The sequence below is a fragment of the Metallumcola ferriviriculae genome, assembly GCF_035573695.1.
Lineage (GTDB): Bacteria > Bacillota > JADQBR01 > JADQBR01 > JADQBR01 > Metallumcola > Metallumcola ferriviriculae.
Map to the genome: position 1 here is coordinate 2,800,413 of NZ_CP121694.1, position 16,755 is coordinate 2,817,167.

Genomic DNA, 16,755 nt, shown 5'->3' on the forward strand with positions numbered 1-16,755 from the left:
ATTCCTCCGTCCTATGATGCTTGTGATTTCTTTTCTTCTGCTTTTGTACTGCTCTCAATCAATTTGACTACCCGGTATGTTACAGCAATAGATATCTGCAGCACCACCATCACCATAAATACTCCGGCGATACCGCTAAAAAATACTTTAACGGCCAAATTCCAATCTGTCATAGGCTCCCCTGACGGGTTCACCTCCTTTTAGTAAGCTTTTGAATAAGGCATCGCACATAAATCTTGAGCACTTGTGCTTGCAAAACATCGACATAATACTTACTCTCCTCTTAATAAGCAAGAAAAGTGCCAGCGGAAAAATCCGCTGGCTTTTTTTGAGAAATAGTATATTTGTCAAGCTGTTAGGGCTATCAGTGAGCAGTAATGCATCAGTAGTCAATGTCATTCCTCATGCAAACTTTCAGTACATTTTCCTGGCTCAATGCGATTTTGCATCGGCGCATCGCCCCCCCTCACCCCTGTAATTGATAAAAAACCATCATAAGCCAAATTATCCTGTCCTAAAATGCCAATTTTTCAATCTCCTGATGGCAGGGACGCTTAGCACCATGTTTGTGACTTTTGATATTAGATTATTTAAGAATTCACGTTAAGATCTATCCCAAATTCGTCTTTAATACGGTTTATCTTTCTTACAATGGTGGATTGATTTACACCCAGGGCTTGAGCCGCTTTGTAAGTGCTGCCGTATTCCTTTAAAGCCTGGCTCAGCAGCTGCTTTTCCAGTTCCAGCATCGCATCCTTCAGCGGCATTATACCGGAAAGATTCAGCCCGGGGCTGCCGTTTCGGCCCTTCACCTGCAGATGCTCCGGCAGTTCCTCGACAGTAATTGTCTGAAATCGGCTGGTGACCACCAGGCGTTCAATGATGTTTTCCAATTCACGAATATTTCCCGGCCAATCATAATGCCAAAAACAATCAGTGACTTCCGGCGAAAGCTGCCTTTCCAAACCGTATACCTCGCAGAAATGATTCTTAAATTTCTTGACCAGCGGAACTATTTCTTCTTTACGTTCCCTCAGCGGCGGGATGTTGATGGGAATTACATTCAGCCGAAAGTATAAATCCTCCCGAAATTCACCCTTTTGTCTCATTTCTTCTAGATTTTGATTGGTGGCGGCGACAATACGCACATTTATCAGGCGCGGCTGCTGCCCGCCCACCCGGTAAATCTCACGGTCTTGGATGGCCCGCAATAACTTTACCTGCAGGGACAGGGGTAAATCGCCGATTTCATCCAGCAGCAGTGTCCCGTTATGAGCTAATTCAAATAAACCCAGCTTGCCATCACGGCTTGCACCGGTAAAGGCACCAGGCTCATAGCCAAACAACTCGGACTCCAACAGGTTTTCGGGTATGGCGCCGCAATTCACCTTAATGAAGGGGCCCTGTTCGCGTTTGCTGTTAGCATGGATAACCTTGGCGACAATTTCCTTACCCACGCCGGATTCACCTAAAAGAAGCACTGTAGAATCCACCTGGGCCACACGCAGCACCAGGTCCAGGACCTTTTTCATCTTAGCGGAATGCACCACTATACCCTTTTCTTCCATCAGTTGATTACGCAGTTCATTAAGTTCCGAATGATAGCGGCGGGTGAGTTCCTCGCTTTGCTCTAATTGACTGCGCAGTTCATTTAACTCCGTCAAATCCCGCACATTGATGACAACCCGGGTAAGCTCTTCTTTTTTATCTAGCACCGGATTGCCGGTCAACAACAGCTGGCTGCCGGCACGTTCTACCACAGTGGACTGCCGTTTCTTGCTGGTAGTTACCGCTGCCACAATAGTGGTAGATATATTATCTACTGCCTTATCCAACGGCTGGTCCAAGATATCTTTGGCATCAATACCCATGACTCGCTCAAATGCGCCGTTAACCCGATGAACCACACCTTCAGCATCGGCCACCAGAATACCGTCATAAGAAGCGTCAATAATGGTGCGCAATTCTTCGTTCAACTGCTTCACTGAATTGAGTTCATTAGAAATAGCTTCTATTTCCGAAATATCCTGAAAAACACCCACAGCACCGATTATTTCTCCATTTGCGAAAATCGGTGTTCGGTGAGTCATGTAGGTACGAATGTGATTGGCATATTCCACCGTAAATTTATGGGCCAACTGTACCTCTCCGGTTTCCAATATATCCAACAAGCCCTGGGGGATAATTACCTGGGAAAGATGCCTGCCAAGGGCATCCTTCTTTTTCCGCCAGATAATTTCCTCCGCTGCCCGGTTATATACGGTTACTACCCCTTCTTTATTAATGCCAATAATGCCGTTATGGGCAAATTCCAGGACATTCTCGAGCTGATCGGCCCTTTTTTTAATACTTCTAAATAAACTGCCGCCGATTTGGTCCTTGGTGACTATGCTCCAAGGCATGGCCTGACTATCCATTACTACCAGGTAATATGTCGGCAGCTCCCACAACGAATCCAAGGAGGCATCATCGGAAATACTTAAAAAGTCTTCGGACATAACCCCGGCCACCGGCGTATTGGCCAGCAGGCGGTTAGCGGCAGCTCCTCGCAGAACCTCTAAAGATACAACCCCGCGAATTTTCTGCTGCTCATCCAATACCGGCGCCATCGGAATCGCCGCTGCCTCCAACTTTTTCAAAGCACTTGCAACCACTGCATCTTCTTCTATTACCACACATCTCTTGTTACAAATCTGACGCACCAACATAGTACTCCTCCTCAAGAGACAAACCTATCCTTCCAAGTATTATTCTAGAAAACCGAGGTATTCCCTCTTAATTAGCGTTGGAAAAGAACGCCACGGCTAAAAAGCCTGCTCTATTACGTGGACAGTCCCCTCGGTTGTGGCCTCAGTCCGGCCCAGTGAACCAACCACCGACGATAATTGGTTTGCCGGTAATGACACCAAATTCATTATGTCCTTTAAGCTTAGCAAACTCGTCCATCATCCAGGCCATTACCTGAGGGTTTGTATATACATCCTGTGCGGCCGATAGGACTTCCTCAACCCGCTCAATACAAAAAATCACGACAACAATCGCGGCCGTGATATTTTTGCGCATCAATTTATATTCAAAATAACTTTAAGCTTTTTCATCAAAATGTTAACAGAAACAAATGCTAGATAATACCACTATTTTTTAAGTCAGCTATCTCTGCCGCTGACATTCCCAGCAGGTCACCGAAAATTTCTTGATTGTGTTCGCCCAGCTGTGGTGCCGGCTGATCAAAGTCCGCCTGAGCACCGGAAAATTTCATCGGCATGCCCCAACTGGTATAACCATCTACCGCTCCGGTCAGCGGGTGAATCAAATCTGTCAGGCTCCCCCGCTGACGCAATTCCTTATCTGCCAGTACTTGGGATAAGTCACGAACCGGTGCACAGGGGACGTCAAATTCCTGCAGTCTAGCCACTGCCTCAGCCGCTGACTGGGTGACAGACCACTGTTTTATGATTTCATCAACTTCGTCTGCCCGGTCCGTACGCGCCGCCTGCACCGCATAGCGTTCGTCACCGATTAAATCTTCCCGACCGATTGCTTTCAGTATCCGCTGCCAGTGGGTGTCATTACCGCTGGCAATCACTATATAGCCATCACTGACAGCATAAGAATTAAACGGTGTCAGGCGCAGCAGGCGGTTACCCATGCGCAGATCGTTGCCCTGGGCAGCCCAAAAATCATGGGCTTCATCCATCAGCATAGCAATCATGGCATCCAGCATGGATACCTCTACCAGCTGGCCCTCTCCGGTAACACTGCGCTGCTGCAGGGCCGCCAAAATACCGATGGTAGAAAATAACCCGCCGGCCAAGTCTCCCAAGGTAAGTCCGGCCTTAACCGGCGGAGAACCCGCTTCGCCGTTAATGTTCATGATACCACTCATGGCTTGAATGACAATATCAAAAGCGGGCAGTTTGGCATATTCACCGCTTAAGCCAAAACCAGATAAGGAACAGTAAATCAGCCGCTGATTGATCTCTTTAAGCACATCCCAGCCCAACTCCAGCCGATCCATCGTGCCGGGCCGGAAGTTTTCCATCACCACATCCGCCTCTTTAGCCAGACGTTTAAAAATCTCTTTACCTTCCGGTGTCTTTAGATTCAGCGTAACACTTTTCTTGTTACGGCCGCGCTTTAAAAAACCAAAAGAAAGGTCATCGTCGGACTGCCTGCTGCCCGCAGCCCCTTCCGGCCCGGCAAATGGCGGACTGATACGGCTGGGGTCTCCCCCTTTGGGATTTTCCACCTTGATTACCTCCGCGCCCAGACCGCCCAACAGCAGTGTGGCATAAGGCCCCGATAAAAACGTCGTCGCGTCCACTATCTTTATCCCTTGCAGCGGTTTCATTCTTTATCAAACCTCCAGTAAGTGTTACTTTAAGAGGATGTTCGAAAAGTCACTCAAGAATAAGCGCCTTTTCGAACACGCACTTTAAAAGTTATTTTTTTATCACTAATGCGTCAGCAACCTTTACCCCTTTTCCTTGGGGGAGTACCAACAGCGGGTTAATATCCAGTTCCTTAATTTCATCTTTCATGGTTTCGGCCATACGACTTACCTTGACCAGCACATCTGCCAGCGCCTCTATATCTGCCGGCGCCTGGCCTCTGGCACCGGCCAGCACACCATAACCTTTAATTTCCTTGATCATATCCATGGCCTGGGCGTGGTTAAAGGGCGCCACGCGCATGGATATATCCTTCAATACTTCTACAAAAATCCCACCCAAACCAAACACTACCACCGGCCCGAATTGGGGATCATTATTAATGCCCACGATAACTTCCGTACCTTTTTCCACCATTTCCTGCACCAAAGCACCGTTAATACGCGCATCGGGTGCATACTTCCGGGAATTCTCCATCACTTCATTGAAAGCCTGCACCAATTCTTCATTACTATTAATAAAAAGCCTTAGCGCCCCGGCTTCAGTTTTATGCATAATATCCGGAGAATCCACCTTTACCGCCAGCGGAAAACCAAGCCGCCCGGCAATTTCCAGTGCCTCAGCTTCAGTCCTGGCCACCTGTTCCTGGGTTACCGGGATATCAAATTGAGCCAGCAGCTGTTTGCCTTGATGCTCGGTAAGGCGGTGGTCACACCGAGACAAAAATTCCCGGGCAGGCTCTGCCGACCTAGTCTTTGCTGACGCACTGACCCCTGCTTCGACTTCATCCCGCTGCTGCCAGCGACCGCGGAAATAGCCGTAATTCATCAACACACCTAATGCTTTTACACAGCGTACCGGAGATTTAAAATACGGCACTTCACCCTTTCGCAAAATGGCAAAACAATTATCCATTAGACGGTCTCCGGCAGTCCAGCAAATGGCAATGGGCTTTTGGGCCCGCTGGGATATATCAGTAATGTCTCTGGCCAAACGCTCCCCGGCAGTACCGGCAATCATAGTGATTACCACTACCAAGCCATCGATATTATCGCTATCAAGCATAGCATCCAATACTTTCATAAACCCTTTGGGGTCGTTAATTACCTGGGCGGTGACGTCCACCGGGTTCATTGCAGAACCATAGTCCGGAATAACTGTACCGATTTTCGCTCGCGTAGCTTCATCAAGCTCCGGTACAGCCAATCCCATCGCCACTGCAGTATCCGCCGCCAAAATTCCCGCACCGCCGGAGGTGGTGACAATACCCAATCCCTTGCCTTCGGGTAGCGGAATATTATTAAACAAACCGGCAATATCGATAATGTCCTCGATATCATCTACCCGGATAATGCCATTTTGCCTGAAGAATGCATCAAAGACATCATCAGAGCCGGTCAGTGACGCAGTATGTGAAGACGCCGCCTTTTGACCCACATCGGTTCGACCAACCTTTAAAGCCACAATGGGCTTACCCAGTTCTAATCCCCGCCGCGACACCCTTTTGAAGGTGTCACCATCCTTGATGCCCTCCAGGTATGCCACCAACAGATTAGTGCTGTCATCCTCCATCATGTACTCCATCAATTCCAAAGAATGCAGGTCCACCTCATTACCGGTACTGACTATATAGCTGAAACCCACGCCCAATTCCTGGGCCATATTGAAAATCGAATATCCAAGCGCTCCGCTTTGGGTGACAAAGCCGGTACTGCCCGGCACCAGAGGTTTATTTTCCAGCGACGCACTGAAGCCGGCAGTAATCTTATTGGGTAGATTGACCATACCCTGACAGTTTGGCCCCAGCACCCGCATACCGGTTTCTTTGGCCAATGCCGTAATCTCTTGCTGCAGCTTCTTTCCTTCTTCGCCCGCCTCAGCAAACCCGGAGCTAAAAATTGCCGCATGCTTGACCCCTTTAGCATGACAATCTGTCAGCACCTGCAGCACCCGCTTATAATTAATGGCGATTAACGCCATGTCCACTTCACCGGGAATTTCTGCAACACCGGGGTAACATTTGAAATTACCAATTTCCTGGTATTTGGGGTTAACCGGATATATTTTTCCTGCATATCCGTGTTCCAGCAGGTACTTTATGGGCTTCCCACTAATTGAGGTGAAGTCTTTTGAAGCACCTACTATTGCAATAGACCGAGGGTTAAAAAATTTATCCAAATCAATCACCTTCCTTAACATTTTTGCTTTGGATATATTAATGCAACTATTGTGCCAGCACCCTCAAGCCTCTTAAACCCCTTAGTTTGTGGGATAAAGCCGCCTGTTTCACTGCCTATTACTGCGTCTACGCGTATTTGACAATATCTTCACTGCAATTTTGCATCAATCAATGCTTTAATCATCACGGGCTGCTGTTGAAACCTCATTAGCTCTCTTTCATACTTCGCGAATTAGATGCAAAAAAAAGAAACTGCACGGGGGACAAATCCCGCACAGCTTCTAAGGGAACTCCATCACTGCCATGGCCCGATGAGCTGCAGCATGGTTGGTTATATCTTAAAACTTACTACATCATGAACACTACGGCAAAGATAGTGGTAACAAACAGTCCCGTCAGTACCGGTATCATATTCTTACGGACCAATTCTAACACCGAAACACCGCAGATACCGGCAACTGCTACCAGAGAACTCCAGGCCACCAAGGTGCCGCCGCCAAACCAGATAGCACCCATCTGACCTAAGGAACCTAATGTAGCGGCTACGTTGGCATTGCCACCGGCCATAGCACCGGCCAAGGTACCAACTACCGGCAGGCCGGAGAAACCAGAGCCGTCAAGCCCGGTGATCGCACCAAGGATCAGCAAGCCAAATCCGGCAGCAAAGCCATTGGCGGGGATTACTCCTGCCACTATCTTACCTACATCAAATAAGAAACCGGGTGCGCCGTCGCCAAGAATGGCGGGAGCACTTTCGGCACCACCCAGGAAGAAGAAACCGGCGATGGGAATGATAGGGCCCATTACCTTAAAGGCAAATACCAAACCATCAGCAATATAGTCCGCCACAGTATCCAAACCTCTCGCACCGTGACTGAGCATGGCTGCAAAGGAAATAACCAAAATTGCTACACCACCCAGCAGTGCTGAGGAGTCGCCGCCTTTAATATCAAATGCGAACATTGATACTATCACTGCCAGCATGGAAATCCCTAGAACCCATATCAGAATTTTACCTTTGACGGGGTCAGCCTGCTCTTTACCTTGAGCCACTTCTTGGGCTGCCACTTCTTTGGTAGCGGCCATTTCCGCTTCATGAGCCTTCGGGTTAAATGATTTGATTTCTTTCCTATTCATAAACCACGCCATTGACAAAGCGATAACACCGGCGATAAGACTCAGCAGAGTAGCTTTGGAAGTCAACATTTCCACCGGCACACCTGCTGCACCGGCAGTGATACCAGGTGCTGCCTGGATTAACGTATCAGCTGCCAGCGTCATACCCTGACCGGCTAAGGCTAAAGCAATAGCGGCCATCATTGGCGGCAGACCAGCGGCAACTGCCGCAGGAATTAGCAACGCGCCCAGCAGCGGTGCTGCCGGAGTGGGCCAGAAGAATAAAGAAATAATAACAGTAGCAACAATAATCACTAGATAACTTACCAAAGGAGTGGACATTAGGCCTTTCATGGGCTTAATCATCATTTCGTCTGCGCCCTCAGCACTAATGGCCTTCAGCAGGCCAACCATCAAACCAATAATCAAAAAGATACTAAATAATTCCTTTGCAGCGACCAAACTGGCATTAAATACTACCTGAACGCCGCCAACCATACTGCCCAAATAATAGGAACCAATTAAAAAAGTAAACAGTACACAGGGAATAACAACATTACGTCTAAAAAGCATTGTTAAAACTACTACCAGCACACCAATTATATACAGCCAGTGAGCCATTGTCATTGTTACCATTGGTTCAGCACCTCCTAGTTTAATCGGGAAAGATTAACTACTTTACCAGCACGACATGATGTCAAGACTTTTCTGCTTAGCCGGTTATGCACCCCCGTCCAATACTGAGATTTGATGCTGCAAAATTTAAAAAATTCTTAATTGCAAGGTAGTAATTTTCTTCACAATCCTATTACCAATCCCATTAAATGATTTTACGAAATCTTTAGAGAATTGGGGTTCCTTATTAAAACCAAACGTCCCCGCGCCACTCTATAACTATGATAAAGGGTCGGCATCGATTATGAAATGCAAAATATTTGCCAATTGAGGCAATTGACAGGTAATATAATTTTTCACAAGCTGATTATACTACCCCGTTGAGCACTGTCTTTTCGGGCATTTAGACTTATATTCGCTGAAGAAAGGTAAATTCCTGTTCCGCTATGTAGAAATTTGTCGAAATTTTTGGTATTTTGTAGAATAATTGAAATGGTGCCAGGCACCTTTTTGTCAAGTTATTATCGAGTAGCTAGAAGCCGGGAATAATTTCCCGGCTTCTTTGCTCCCAGAGAACTTATCCCGACTTTTTTGTTATCCTGAAAACCGATTGTCTTTATCTAATTTCCATGTATTCATTAAAAAAGTCGGGATAACTTTTTATACTAAACCACAAAGTTTCTTAATCATCTTCCCAATCTATATCGATATCATCATTGAATAGCGGGTTTAAGCTAGACGTTGCTTTTCGATGGCCTTCTGTTACATCTTAGTGTCAGCATTAGCATAATAAGTTAATGTTGTATCTATTTGTGCATGCCCTAGCCATTCAGATAATAGTGATAGTGGCGTACATTAAGAATTTTTAGGGCACTCCTGTGTGAACACCACGAATATCTATGTCAAGCGGATGTTTCGATGCTCAAAACAGCACTTGAAAAAGCAAATTCAATGATTGGCAATAATCACCCTAAACCTGCTTGGCAGGGCGATGAAGAAATGCTTCTAAAGTTGTGTGCCTTAAGTAGTTCTTTGCTTTTTGTTATCCCGAAGATTATGATCTACCAATCATTGAACTAGTTTGTATCAGTAAGTCTAATCATATTTACGTAAATCTTAGGGATAACAAAAACATCGGGATAACGCGGCATAAACGCTCTCGCTGTCCCGTAATCATGCGCATCGTTTTTTCAATACCAAGAGCGCCTTTAGCGGGGTGGTTCTCTCCTATGCATTAGGTGGCTCCCTCAGATGCACAAGGTGGCTCTAAAACATCATACTGATGGCTCTTTCGGATCACAATATGTAGTTGCTTCGCCTGTAGTTAAAACGACTATCAAAACATATGTAGCTAAGATGATTTTGGGACGTCCCCCCTTTTTGGAGGATTATCCACTACATATGCCAACATTGGTTCACTATCGTTCCGTTCCAACCACCGCCATCGGCTTCCTTCAGACCCTTTCGTCGCCGAAACGCCCTTGCTTACAGCTTGTCTTCCCATTAGCTAGGTGACAGGTTTTCTTTCAAACCATTGGCTCGGCATCATGCCTCGCAAACAAAAAAATACCCCGGAGAACCCGGGGTTAACCTAAGGTAGGTTGGTAGCATTTTCAGTTTAGCTTCTATTAACACCACACCATTTCAGGATAAATGCAGCATAAGTTTGGGTCACTTTTTTTACGCTATCTAAGTCTACCCACTCATCGGCTCCATGCATGTTACCCCCAACAGGCCCGTAACATGTGGCCGGGATTCCATAGTATAAGTTATAATGCCTAATATCCGTGGTACAGGTAGTAGAGATGTATTTTAAATCTGTACCAGTAGTTTGCTGATGCGCCTGTTCTAATACTTTAAAAAGGTCAATATTATTATCCAAACTGACTCCTTCTGCTTCAAAACCGTAAAAGCTAATTTCTGGTTCTACTTCCCGGAGCCATTGGTCATTTTTTGCGGCAGCCATCAGCCAGTCTTTTACTTCATTTTGAATTTCCCGGTAATCTGTTCCTGGGTAAAAGCCAATACGAGCTTCAAAAGTACATTCAGCCGGAACGTTTGAAGGCCAATCGCCAGATTTAATGACTCCTACATTCACATTTAGCGGGTGGGCGTGTTTTGTAAAATTGAACGGTTTGAGCCGACTATTAATGTGCTGTCTATACTCCGCCAGTGCATTTATAAGGACATACGCTTTTTCAATAGCATTAACCGCCCGATCCGCGCGTTCCACATGGGCTCCAGCGCCCTTAACTTTCACCCTTACCCAAATGACTCCTACCTGTGCCTGCAAAGCAGTAAGTCCAAAAGGCTCGGGTATAAGTGCCCCGTCTGCTACATAACCTCTATCAATGGCTGCCAATGTTCCGTTACCGGTACACTCCTCTTCGATAACTGTCTTCATCAGAATATCTGCTCCAGGATTTAACCCCAATTCTTTAATAGCCTTCAGCGCAAAAACCATGGCCGCGATACCAGATTTCATATCCTGAATCCCCCGACCATACATTTTATTGCCAACAATAGTGGAGCCCCACGGGTCGTACTTCCAGAATGATAGGGGTTCAGGACTAACAACGTCAATATGTCCCTGAAGAATCAAACTTTTTCCGATTTGCGGGCCTTGATTTCTCCAACGCCCCACAACAACCGGCCTATCCTGATAAGACCATTCAACATGTGAGAAGCCGTCTAACATTGAGATTTTGTCAATGTCGGGAACAAATTTATCAGTTTCGATTTCCAAATTGTTTTCGAAGTAGCTGGCAATAAATTCCTGGACAGCTCCTTCGTTACCCAAAGTACTTGGGTACCTGCCTATGTCCTGAAGAAAAGCTACTTCCTCATCCCAAAGTTCTTCTATTTTCTTTAATACCTGTTCTAGGGAACCGTCAGGACCCATCTGCATGATAATCCACCCTTTCCTCTGTCTTTTGTGCTAAGGCCTGAACTGTGTACAGTAATACGTTTACACCTTTTTCAATATCTTCCCATCGTGTAAACTCTTCTTGGCAATGGCTTCTTCCTTTTACACTGGGTACAAAAATCATCGCCGATGGAACAATGTCATTCATGTACTTAGCATCATGCCCTGCCCCGCTTATCATAGAACGAACAGGATAACCATGAGCAGTAGACCCTGCGTAAACATAACTAATGATTTCTTGGGAAAACTGGGTTGCAGCAATGTCCCAAATCACGTTAGTACTTACAGTCACGCCCCCGCTAGCGGCAATAGTAGCAATCTTTTCCTGAATCATGCTAATCGCCTTTCCCCTAACACTGTCTTGGGGATGCCGAACATCCACTGAAAAAACCGCTGTGCTGGGAATACAGTTAATAACGTTGGGGGAAATCTTGATTTGACCTGTAGTTGCGGTCAAATCCTCGTCCAGCACTCTGACCAATTGATTAATCACAGATATCATCTTGGCTGTAACAACCAAAGCGTCCCTACGCATAACCATCGGAGTGGGGCCGGCATGGTTAGATTCACCGGTGACAGTAACCTCTATCCAGGTCATGCCACTAATGCCCTCAACCGCTGCCACAGGAAAGTTTTCCTTTTCCAGTACCGGTCCTTGTTCTATATGCAGCTCTAAGTAACGGTGAATATCTTTTGGGCGATCCTCGGCGGAACCGAAATATCCCACCCTCTTTAATTCCTCATCAAAACGCCTGCCTTCTTTATCCTTTCGACCTAAGATAAAATCTTTCTCAAAAACTCCGGCTATACCACCAGAACCTAACATAGGCGGTTGAAACCGAGCTCCCTCCTCATTAGTAAAGCTAACTATTTCTATGGGATGTTCCGTTTCAATGTGATGATCGTTTAATACATGAACAACTTCTAACCCTGCAAGTACCCCTAAGATACCATCAAACTTTCCTCCAGCCGGCTGGGTGTCTAAATGGGAACCAATCATCACAGGAGCTGCTCCGGGCTTTTTTCCTTTTCTCCGGCCGTAAATATTGCCAAAGTCATCTACCCTTACTGTTAGACCAGCATCCTGCAGCCAGTTAACGAAAATATCTCGCATAGCCTTGTCCTCATTAGATAATGCCAACCGGCATAAACCACCATCAGCCAACGCACCAATCTTAGAACTGACATCAATCATTGCCTGCAGGCGGGGGAGATTAATGGTAAGTAACTCATTCATGTCCATATTGTCAACTCCAATCTAAAACAAAGCCTGTTTTATTTTTCAATTAAGCGATTATATAGCTCTGGCCTCCTACGCCCAAACAAATCATTAATGTGTTCTACAGGTTTACCAGGAGCCGGCGGGTAATACACCTGTTTCTTTCGAGCAATGTCTAAATCCAGTTCTGCGAAAATGATAGTTTCGTCCTTATCATTGGCTTGAGCCAATATCTCACCATGAACACCAAATATACTGCTTCTGCCAAGAAACTTAAATCCTCTTTCTTCGCCAATCCGGTCAGAAGACACTACGTAGGCCCTATTTTCATTAGCCCGGGTAGGAAGTAAATAATCCACCTGGGCACTGGCGGTGATAGGCAAGTTAGTGATGTGAACAAGTATTTCGGCACCCTCCAACGCAAGCACCCGAGCGTGTTCGGGAAAACGGACATCATAGCAAACTAGCGGTCCGAGTTTACCCACTGGGGTCTCTATCACTGTAAATGGTTCGTTACCCGGTAAAACAAAATTGTCGACGCCCAAATTTGACAGATGAGATTTTCTATATTTTGCTTCAACTCCTTTAGGTCCAATTACAACAAACGAATTAAAAATATTACCGGCATCTTTTTCAACCATGCCCACTACAATCCAAACATGGGCACTTTTCGCTAAATCAACAATTTTTTCTAGCGACTCACCATCAGCTGATATGGCTGCACTGGTTGCTTCATTTTCACTTTCATAACAATACCCCGTTAAGGAGCATTCAGGAAACACCACTAGGTTTGCACCTTTTGTTATAGCTTCATTGGCCAGCACCACTGTCTTATCAATATTTTCGTCTGCCGCAAATATTTTGGGATTCATTTGGACCGACGCCACTTTTACCAGCATGCTATCCCTCCTTGTTTAAATAAATTCCATAAATATGACTTTACCCTAAATAAGCTTCTATAACTGCCTGGTCGTTTAATAATGTTTTGGAATCGCCAGACAAAACTATTTTCCCTGTTTCCAGTACATACGCCCGTTCGGCTGTTTCCAAAGCAAGGTGCGCATTCTGCTCAATGAGTAAAATGGTAATACCTTTATCACGAACTTTTTCTATAACGTCAAACACCGTGTCCACCAAAACCGGTGCCAATCCTAGGGACGGTTCATCAAGCATCATCAATTTTGGTTTCGATAGTAAGCCTCTGCTTAAAGCCAACATTTGTTGTTCCCCACCAGATAAAGTCCCGGCCATTTGGTCAAGACGGTCCTTCAAAATGGGAAATAGAGAATAAACTTCTTCTAGATCTTCCTTAACCTGTTCCTTATCTTTTCTCTGATATGCTCCAACTTTCAAATTCTCTGCCACTGTCATATTTGAAAAAATTTTTCTTCCTTCGGGGACTTGCACCAATCCCCGGTTAACCACCGTATCCGGAGACAACCGGTCTACTTCTTCTTCTTCAAAGGTAATTGACCCATGGCTAGGGCGGATTAGTCCGGAAATTGTCCTGAGAAGGGTCGATTTGCCTGCACCGTTCGCCCCTATTAATGTCACTATTTCACCCTGTTTTACTTCTAAGGAAATACCTTTTAATGCGTGAACATGCCCATAACTCACTTGCAGATCTGTTACTTTAAGCATTCTCATACCTCCGTCCCAGGTATGCTTGAATTACCTTTGGATTTTTTGTCACTTTATCGTAAGGCCCCTGGTCCAGTAGCTGTCCAAAATGCAGCACCGCAATCTCGTCGCAAATTCCCTTAACCAATTTCATATCATGTTCTATTAAGAAGATCGTTTTGTCTTGGCATTGTAGGTTCTTAATCAGCTTCATCAATTCGGCCGTTTCTACGGGATTCAATCCCGCCGCTGGTTCATCCAGAAAAATTAACTCTGCACCAGTAGCGAGAGCCCTCACTATCTCCACTTTACGCTTTAATCCCTGAGGTAAATCGCTTGCCTCTTCATCCCGCAAATCTGACAGTTTATACTCTTCAATTAATTTATTAGTAAATTGCCGAGCTCTGACTTCTTGAGAGCAAAAACTTTTAGAAAGGAAAAAAGATGCAAAAAGCCCGTATTTTAATTGGTAATGTGTTGCCAGAAAAATATTTTCAAAAACCGTATGTCCTTTTAGAAGACGTATGTTTTGAAAAGTACGGGATATCCCTAAAGTGGTAATCTGATGGGCTTTCAAGGATGTAATATCCTTCCCTTTAAAATGAATGGTACCGTTGGTCGGTTTGTATATTCCGGTCAGTAGGTTAAACATTGTTGTTTTACCTGCACCATTTGGGCCGATTAGACCGAAAATTTGTCCATTTTTTATGCTTAAAGAAACCTTGTTAAGCGCCATAACACCACCAAAATGAATGGACAATTCCTTAGTCTGCAGTATTGGCTGGCTCATGAGTTTTCGCTCCTTCCTTGTGGTCCTTTTTTGCTCCAGTCAAGTTTACTTTTCTAGCCACATCAACAATTAAACCACTTAAGCCTTTAGGCGCGAAAACAACAACCACAACAATCAGAACACCGTAAATAAACATTTGGTATTCAGCAAATGCCCGCAAATATTCCGATAAAACTGTAATAAACAGCCCACCAATGACAGCGCCGGATATGCTGCCGATGCCACCGATAAGCAGCATCAACAAAATATTAATAGATCCTGCTAATTTAAATGTTTCCGGGCTTAAAAACAGTACAAAATGCGCATAATTTGCGCCGGCAAAACCTGCTAAAGCAGCACTCCAAGTAAAAGCTAGCATCTTATAATACGTAACATCAACACCCATGGCCGTGGCGGTTACTTCATCGGTACGTATGGCCACTAGGGCACGACCGACTTTTGAATTGATCAACCTTTGAGAGAAATATATTGTCACAATCACAAAAAATAAAATCATAATGTAATAATGGATTTTGCTACTAAAGTCTAGGACAAAAATTTTCTCCGGGCGTGGAATGCCACTTAAACCCATGGGTCCATGCGTTAAATCAATCCAGTTATTAAGTACCAAATGCACTATCTCGCCAAAACCAAGGGTGGCAATAGCAAAAAAGTGGCCTCTTAAACGAAGGACTGGATATCCAACCAATACCCCAAATACGGCTGCCACCGGAATAGACGCTGCCATGCTTAACCAAACCGGCACCCCCCGTAAAGCCAGCAAGGCTGAAGCATAGGCACCAATACCAAAAAACGCTGCGTGGCCTAGTGAAATCTGACCAACGAAGCCCGATATCAGATTGAGGCTAAGAACAAGTATTACGTTAATACCCGCCATTATCATGATATGAACAAAATAGTTATTGTGAATTATAAAGGGAAATATGAAAAAGAGTATCGCGCATATAATTAGAAGCCATTTTTTTTTCATTTATACCTTCTCCTGTACGTTTTTTCCAAAAAGCCCTTCAGGCTTAAACAAAAGAACGAGGATCATAATCAGAAAGGCAACTACATCCTTGTACTCAGATGACCAGTATCCAGCGGCATAGGTCTCCACTAGGCCCAAGGTGAAGCCTCCGGCTATAGCCCCCGTAACGTTACCAATACCCCCTAACAGCACTACAACGAAAGCCTTAACCGTTGCGGCAACTCCCATGGTTGGATAGACACTAAATATCGGTGCCAACAGGATGCCCGCGGCAGCTCCAAGCCCGGAACCAATGGCAAATGTCATGACAATAATGGTTCTGGCCTTAATTCCCATAAGTTTTGCCGTTTCCATATCAAATGCACAAGAACGCATGGCAATACCTAGTTTGGTTCGTTGAATTACATAATACAAAATTCCAATCAGCACCAGAGAAACCACTACCACAAAAAGTCTGTGCCCGCTCAATACGGCTCCGGCAAATGTAAATTGGGTGTTAGCAAACGGCGAAGGTAAATTCCTGGGGTCAGGACCCCAGATTAACTGGACTCCGTTTTGCAACAGAATGGAAACCCCCAGGGAACTGACTAATAAATTTACCCGGTCAGAATTTTCTAGAGGCCTGAAGGCAAGCCTTTCCATAATAACACCCAGGATGCTCACAATTACTATAGCGATGGGTATTACCACCAAGTAGGGAAGATTTAAACCGATTACCAAAGAAACGGCAACAAAAGCCCCCATCATTAGTAACTCACCATGGGCAAAATTTATCATGTCAAGCATGCCTAGTATCATGGTTAATCCAAATGCTGTCAATACGTAACTGCTTCCCATCACCAGTCCATTGACGGTTTGTTGTAAGAACTCGCTAATGCTACTCACCTCCAAAAATGCTACAGTTCTATCCCTGGGGATTTGCCCAGGGA

Annotated in this window: 14 protein-coding genes; 1 reads left to right on the top strand and 13 read right to left on the bottom strand. The window is 45.3% G+C overall.

The window, feature by feature from the left end; translation table 11 throughout:
- Positions 1-11 precede the first annotated feature (11 nt).
- The 6 genes from MFMK1_RS13840 to MFMK1_RS13865 all read right to left on the bottom strand — a co-directional run bounded on the left by MFMK1_RS13840 (position 12) and on the right by MFMK1_RS13865 (position 8,322).
- Positions 12-173 (bottom strand): hypothetical protein, encoded by a 162-nt coding sequence (locus MFMK1_RS13840; protein ID WP_366922282.1) that lies wholly within the window; start codon positions 171-173, stop codon positions 12-14.
- Positions 174-590: 417 nt separating this feature from the next.
- Positions 591-2,708 carry a sigma 54-interacting transcriptional regulator gene (locus MFMK1_RS13845; RefSeq protein WP_366922283.1) on the bottom strand — a complete coding sequence of 706 codons (2,118 nt, stop codon included), beginning with the start codon at positions 2,706-2,708 and terminating at the stop codon, positions 591-593.
- A gap of 142 nt (positions 2,709-2,850) precedes the next feature.
- Positions 2,851-3,063 carry a hypothetical protein gene (locus tag MFMK1_RS13850; RefSeq protein WP_366922284.1) on the bottom strand — a complete coding sequence of 71 codons (213 nt, stop codon included), beginning with the start codon at positions 3,061-3,063 and terminating at the stop codon, positions 2,851-2,853.
- A gap of 58 nt (positions 3,064-3,121) precedes the next feature.
- The gene (locus tag MFMK1_RS13855) at positions 3,122-4,351 is read right to left on the bottom strand and encodes a CaiB/BaiF CoA transferase family protein (protein WP_366922285.1); all 1,230 of its coding nucleotides are present in this window, start codon (positions 4,349-4,351) and stop codon (positions 3,122-3,124) included.
- 91 nt (positions 4,352-4,442) lie between these two features.
- On the bottom strand, positions 4,443-6,569 hold the full coding sequence (locus MFMK1_RS13860) for an acetate--CoA ligase family protein (RefSeq protein ID WP_366922286.1): 2,127 nt from the start codon (positions 6,567-6,569) through the stop codon (positions 4,443-4,445).
- A 349-nt stretch (positions 6,570-6,918) separates the two neighbouring features.
- Positions 6,919-8,322, bottom strand: coding sequence for a hypothetical protein (locus tag MFMK1_RS13865; RefSeq protein WP_366922287.1), 1,404 nt, complete (start codon positions 8,320-8,322; stop codon positions 6,919-6,921).
- Positions 8,323-9,219: 897 nt separating this feature from the next.
- Between MFMK1_RS13865 and MFMK1_RS13870 the strand changes: the two genes are divergently transcribed.
- Positions 9,220-9,381 (top strand): hypothetical protein, encoded by a 162-nt coding sequence (locus MFMK1_RS13870; RefSeq protein WP_366922288.1) that lies wholly within the window; start codon positions 9,220-9,222, stop codon positions 9,379-9,381.
- A 538-nt stretch (positions 9,382-9,919) separates the two neighbouring features.
- On the opposite strand, the gene MFMK1_RS13875 is transcribed toward MFMK1_RS13870, so the two are convergent.
- The 7 genes from MFMK1_RS13875 to MFMK1_RS13905 are packed head-to-tail and all read right to left on the bottom strand — an operon-like array spanning position 9,920 to position 16,711.
- Entirely contained in the window at positions 9,920-11,209 is a 1,290-nt protein-coding gene (locus tag MFMK1_RS13875) for an ArgE/DapE family deacylase (protein ID WP_366922289.1), read from the bottom strand.
- Positions 11,193-12,470: a Zn-dependent hydrolase gene (locus MFMK1_RS13880; protein WP_366922290.1), complete on the bottom strand. Its 1,278-nt coding sequence runs from the start codon at positions 12,468-12,470 to the stop codon at positions 11,193-11,195. Before MFMK1_RS13880 ends, MFMK1_RS13875 begins: the two co-directional genes overlap by 17 nt.
- A 32-nt stretch (positions 12,471-12,502) precedes the next feature.
- A complete protein-coding gene (locus MFMK1_RS13885; RefSeq protein WP_366922291.1) occupies positions 12,503-13,345 on the bottom strand; it encodes a carbon-nitrogen hydrolase family protein in 843 nt (280 codons plus the stop codon).
- A 40-nt stretch (positions 13,346-13,385) separates the two neighbouring features.
- A complete protein-coding gene (locus MFMK1_RS13890; RefSeq protein WP_366922292.1) occupies positions 13,386-14,087 on the bottom strand; it encodes an ABC transporter ATP-binding protein in 702 nt (233 codons plus the stop codon).
- Positions 14,080-14,856: an ABC transporter ATP-binding protein gene (locus MFMK1_RS13895; protein WP_366922293.1), complete on the bottom strand. Its 777-nt coding sequence runs from the start codon at positions 14,854-14,856 to the stop codon at positions 14,080-14,082. The genes MFMK1_RS13890 and MFMK1_RS13895 overlap by 8 nt, the downstream gene beginning before the upstream one ends.
- The gene (locus MFMK1_RS13900) at positions 14,831-15,826 is read right to left on the bottom strand and encodes a branched-chain amino acid ABC transporter permease (RefSeq protein ID WP_366922294.1); all 996 of its coding nucleotides are present in this window, start codon (positions 15,824-15,826) and stop codon (positions 14,831-14,833) included. The genes MFMK1_RS13895 and MFMK1_RS13900 overlap by 26 nt, the downstream gene beginning before the upstream one ends.
- Positions 15,827-16,711, bottom strand: a complete 885-nt coding sequence (locus MFMK1_RS13905; RefSeq protein ID WP_366922295.1) for a branched-chain amino acid ABC transporter permease — start codon at positions 16,709-16,711, stop codon at positions 15,827-15,829.
- Positions 16,712-16,755: the final 44 nt, after the last annotated feature.

Coding starts and splice junctions, on each gene's coding strand:
- MFMK1_RS13865 (WP_366922287.1), bottom strand. CDS start 8,322: ATGGTAACAATGACAATGGCTCACTGGCTGTATATAATTGGTGTGCTG.
- MFMK1_RS13875 (WP_366922289.1), bottom strand. CDS start 11,209: ATGCAGATGGGTCCTGACGGTTCCCTAGAACAGGTATTAAAGAAAATA.
- MFMK1_RS13885 (WP_366922291.1), bottom strand. CDS start 13,345: ATGCTGGTAAAAGTGGCGTCGGTCCAAATGAATCCCAAAATATTTGCG.
- MFMK1_RS13880 (WP_366922290.1), bottom strand. CDS start 12,470: ATGGACATGAATGAGTTACTTACCATTAATCTCCCCCGCCTGCAGGCA.
- MFMK1_RS13900 (WP_366922294.1), bottom strand. CDS start 15,826: ATGAAAAAAAAATGGCTTCTAATTATATGCGCGATACTCTTTTTCATA.
- MFMK1_RS13890 (WP_366922292.1), bottom strand. CDS start 14,087: ATGCTTAAAGTAACAGATCTGCAAGTGAGTTATGGGCATGTTCACGCA.
- MFMK1_RS13895 (WP_366922293.1), bottom strand. CDS start 14,856: ATGAGCCAGCCAATACTGCAGACTAAGGAATTGTCCATTCATTTTGGT.
- MFMK1_RS13870 (WP_366922288.1), top strand. CDS start 9,220: ATGCTCAAAACAGCACTTGAAAAAGCAAATTCAATGATTGGCAATAAT.
- MFMK1_RS13850 (WP_366922284.1), bottom strand. CDS start 3,063: ATGCGCAAAAATATCACGGCCGCGATTGTTGTCGTGATTTTTTGTATT.
- MFMK1_RS13845 (WP_366922283.1), bottom strand. CDS start 2,708: ATGTTGGTGCGTCAGATTTGTAACAAGAGATGTGTGGTAATAGAAGAA.
- MFMK1_RS13840 (WP_366922282.1), bottom strand. CDS start 173: ATGACAGATTGGAATTTGGCCGTTAAAGTATTTTTTAGCGGTATCGCC.
- MFMK1_RS13855 (WP_366922285.1), bottom strand. CDS start 4,351: ATGAAACCGCTGCAAGGGATAAAGATAGTGGACGCGACGACGTTTTTA.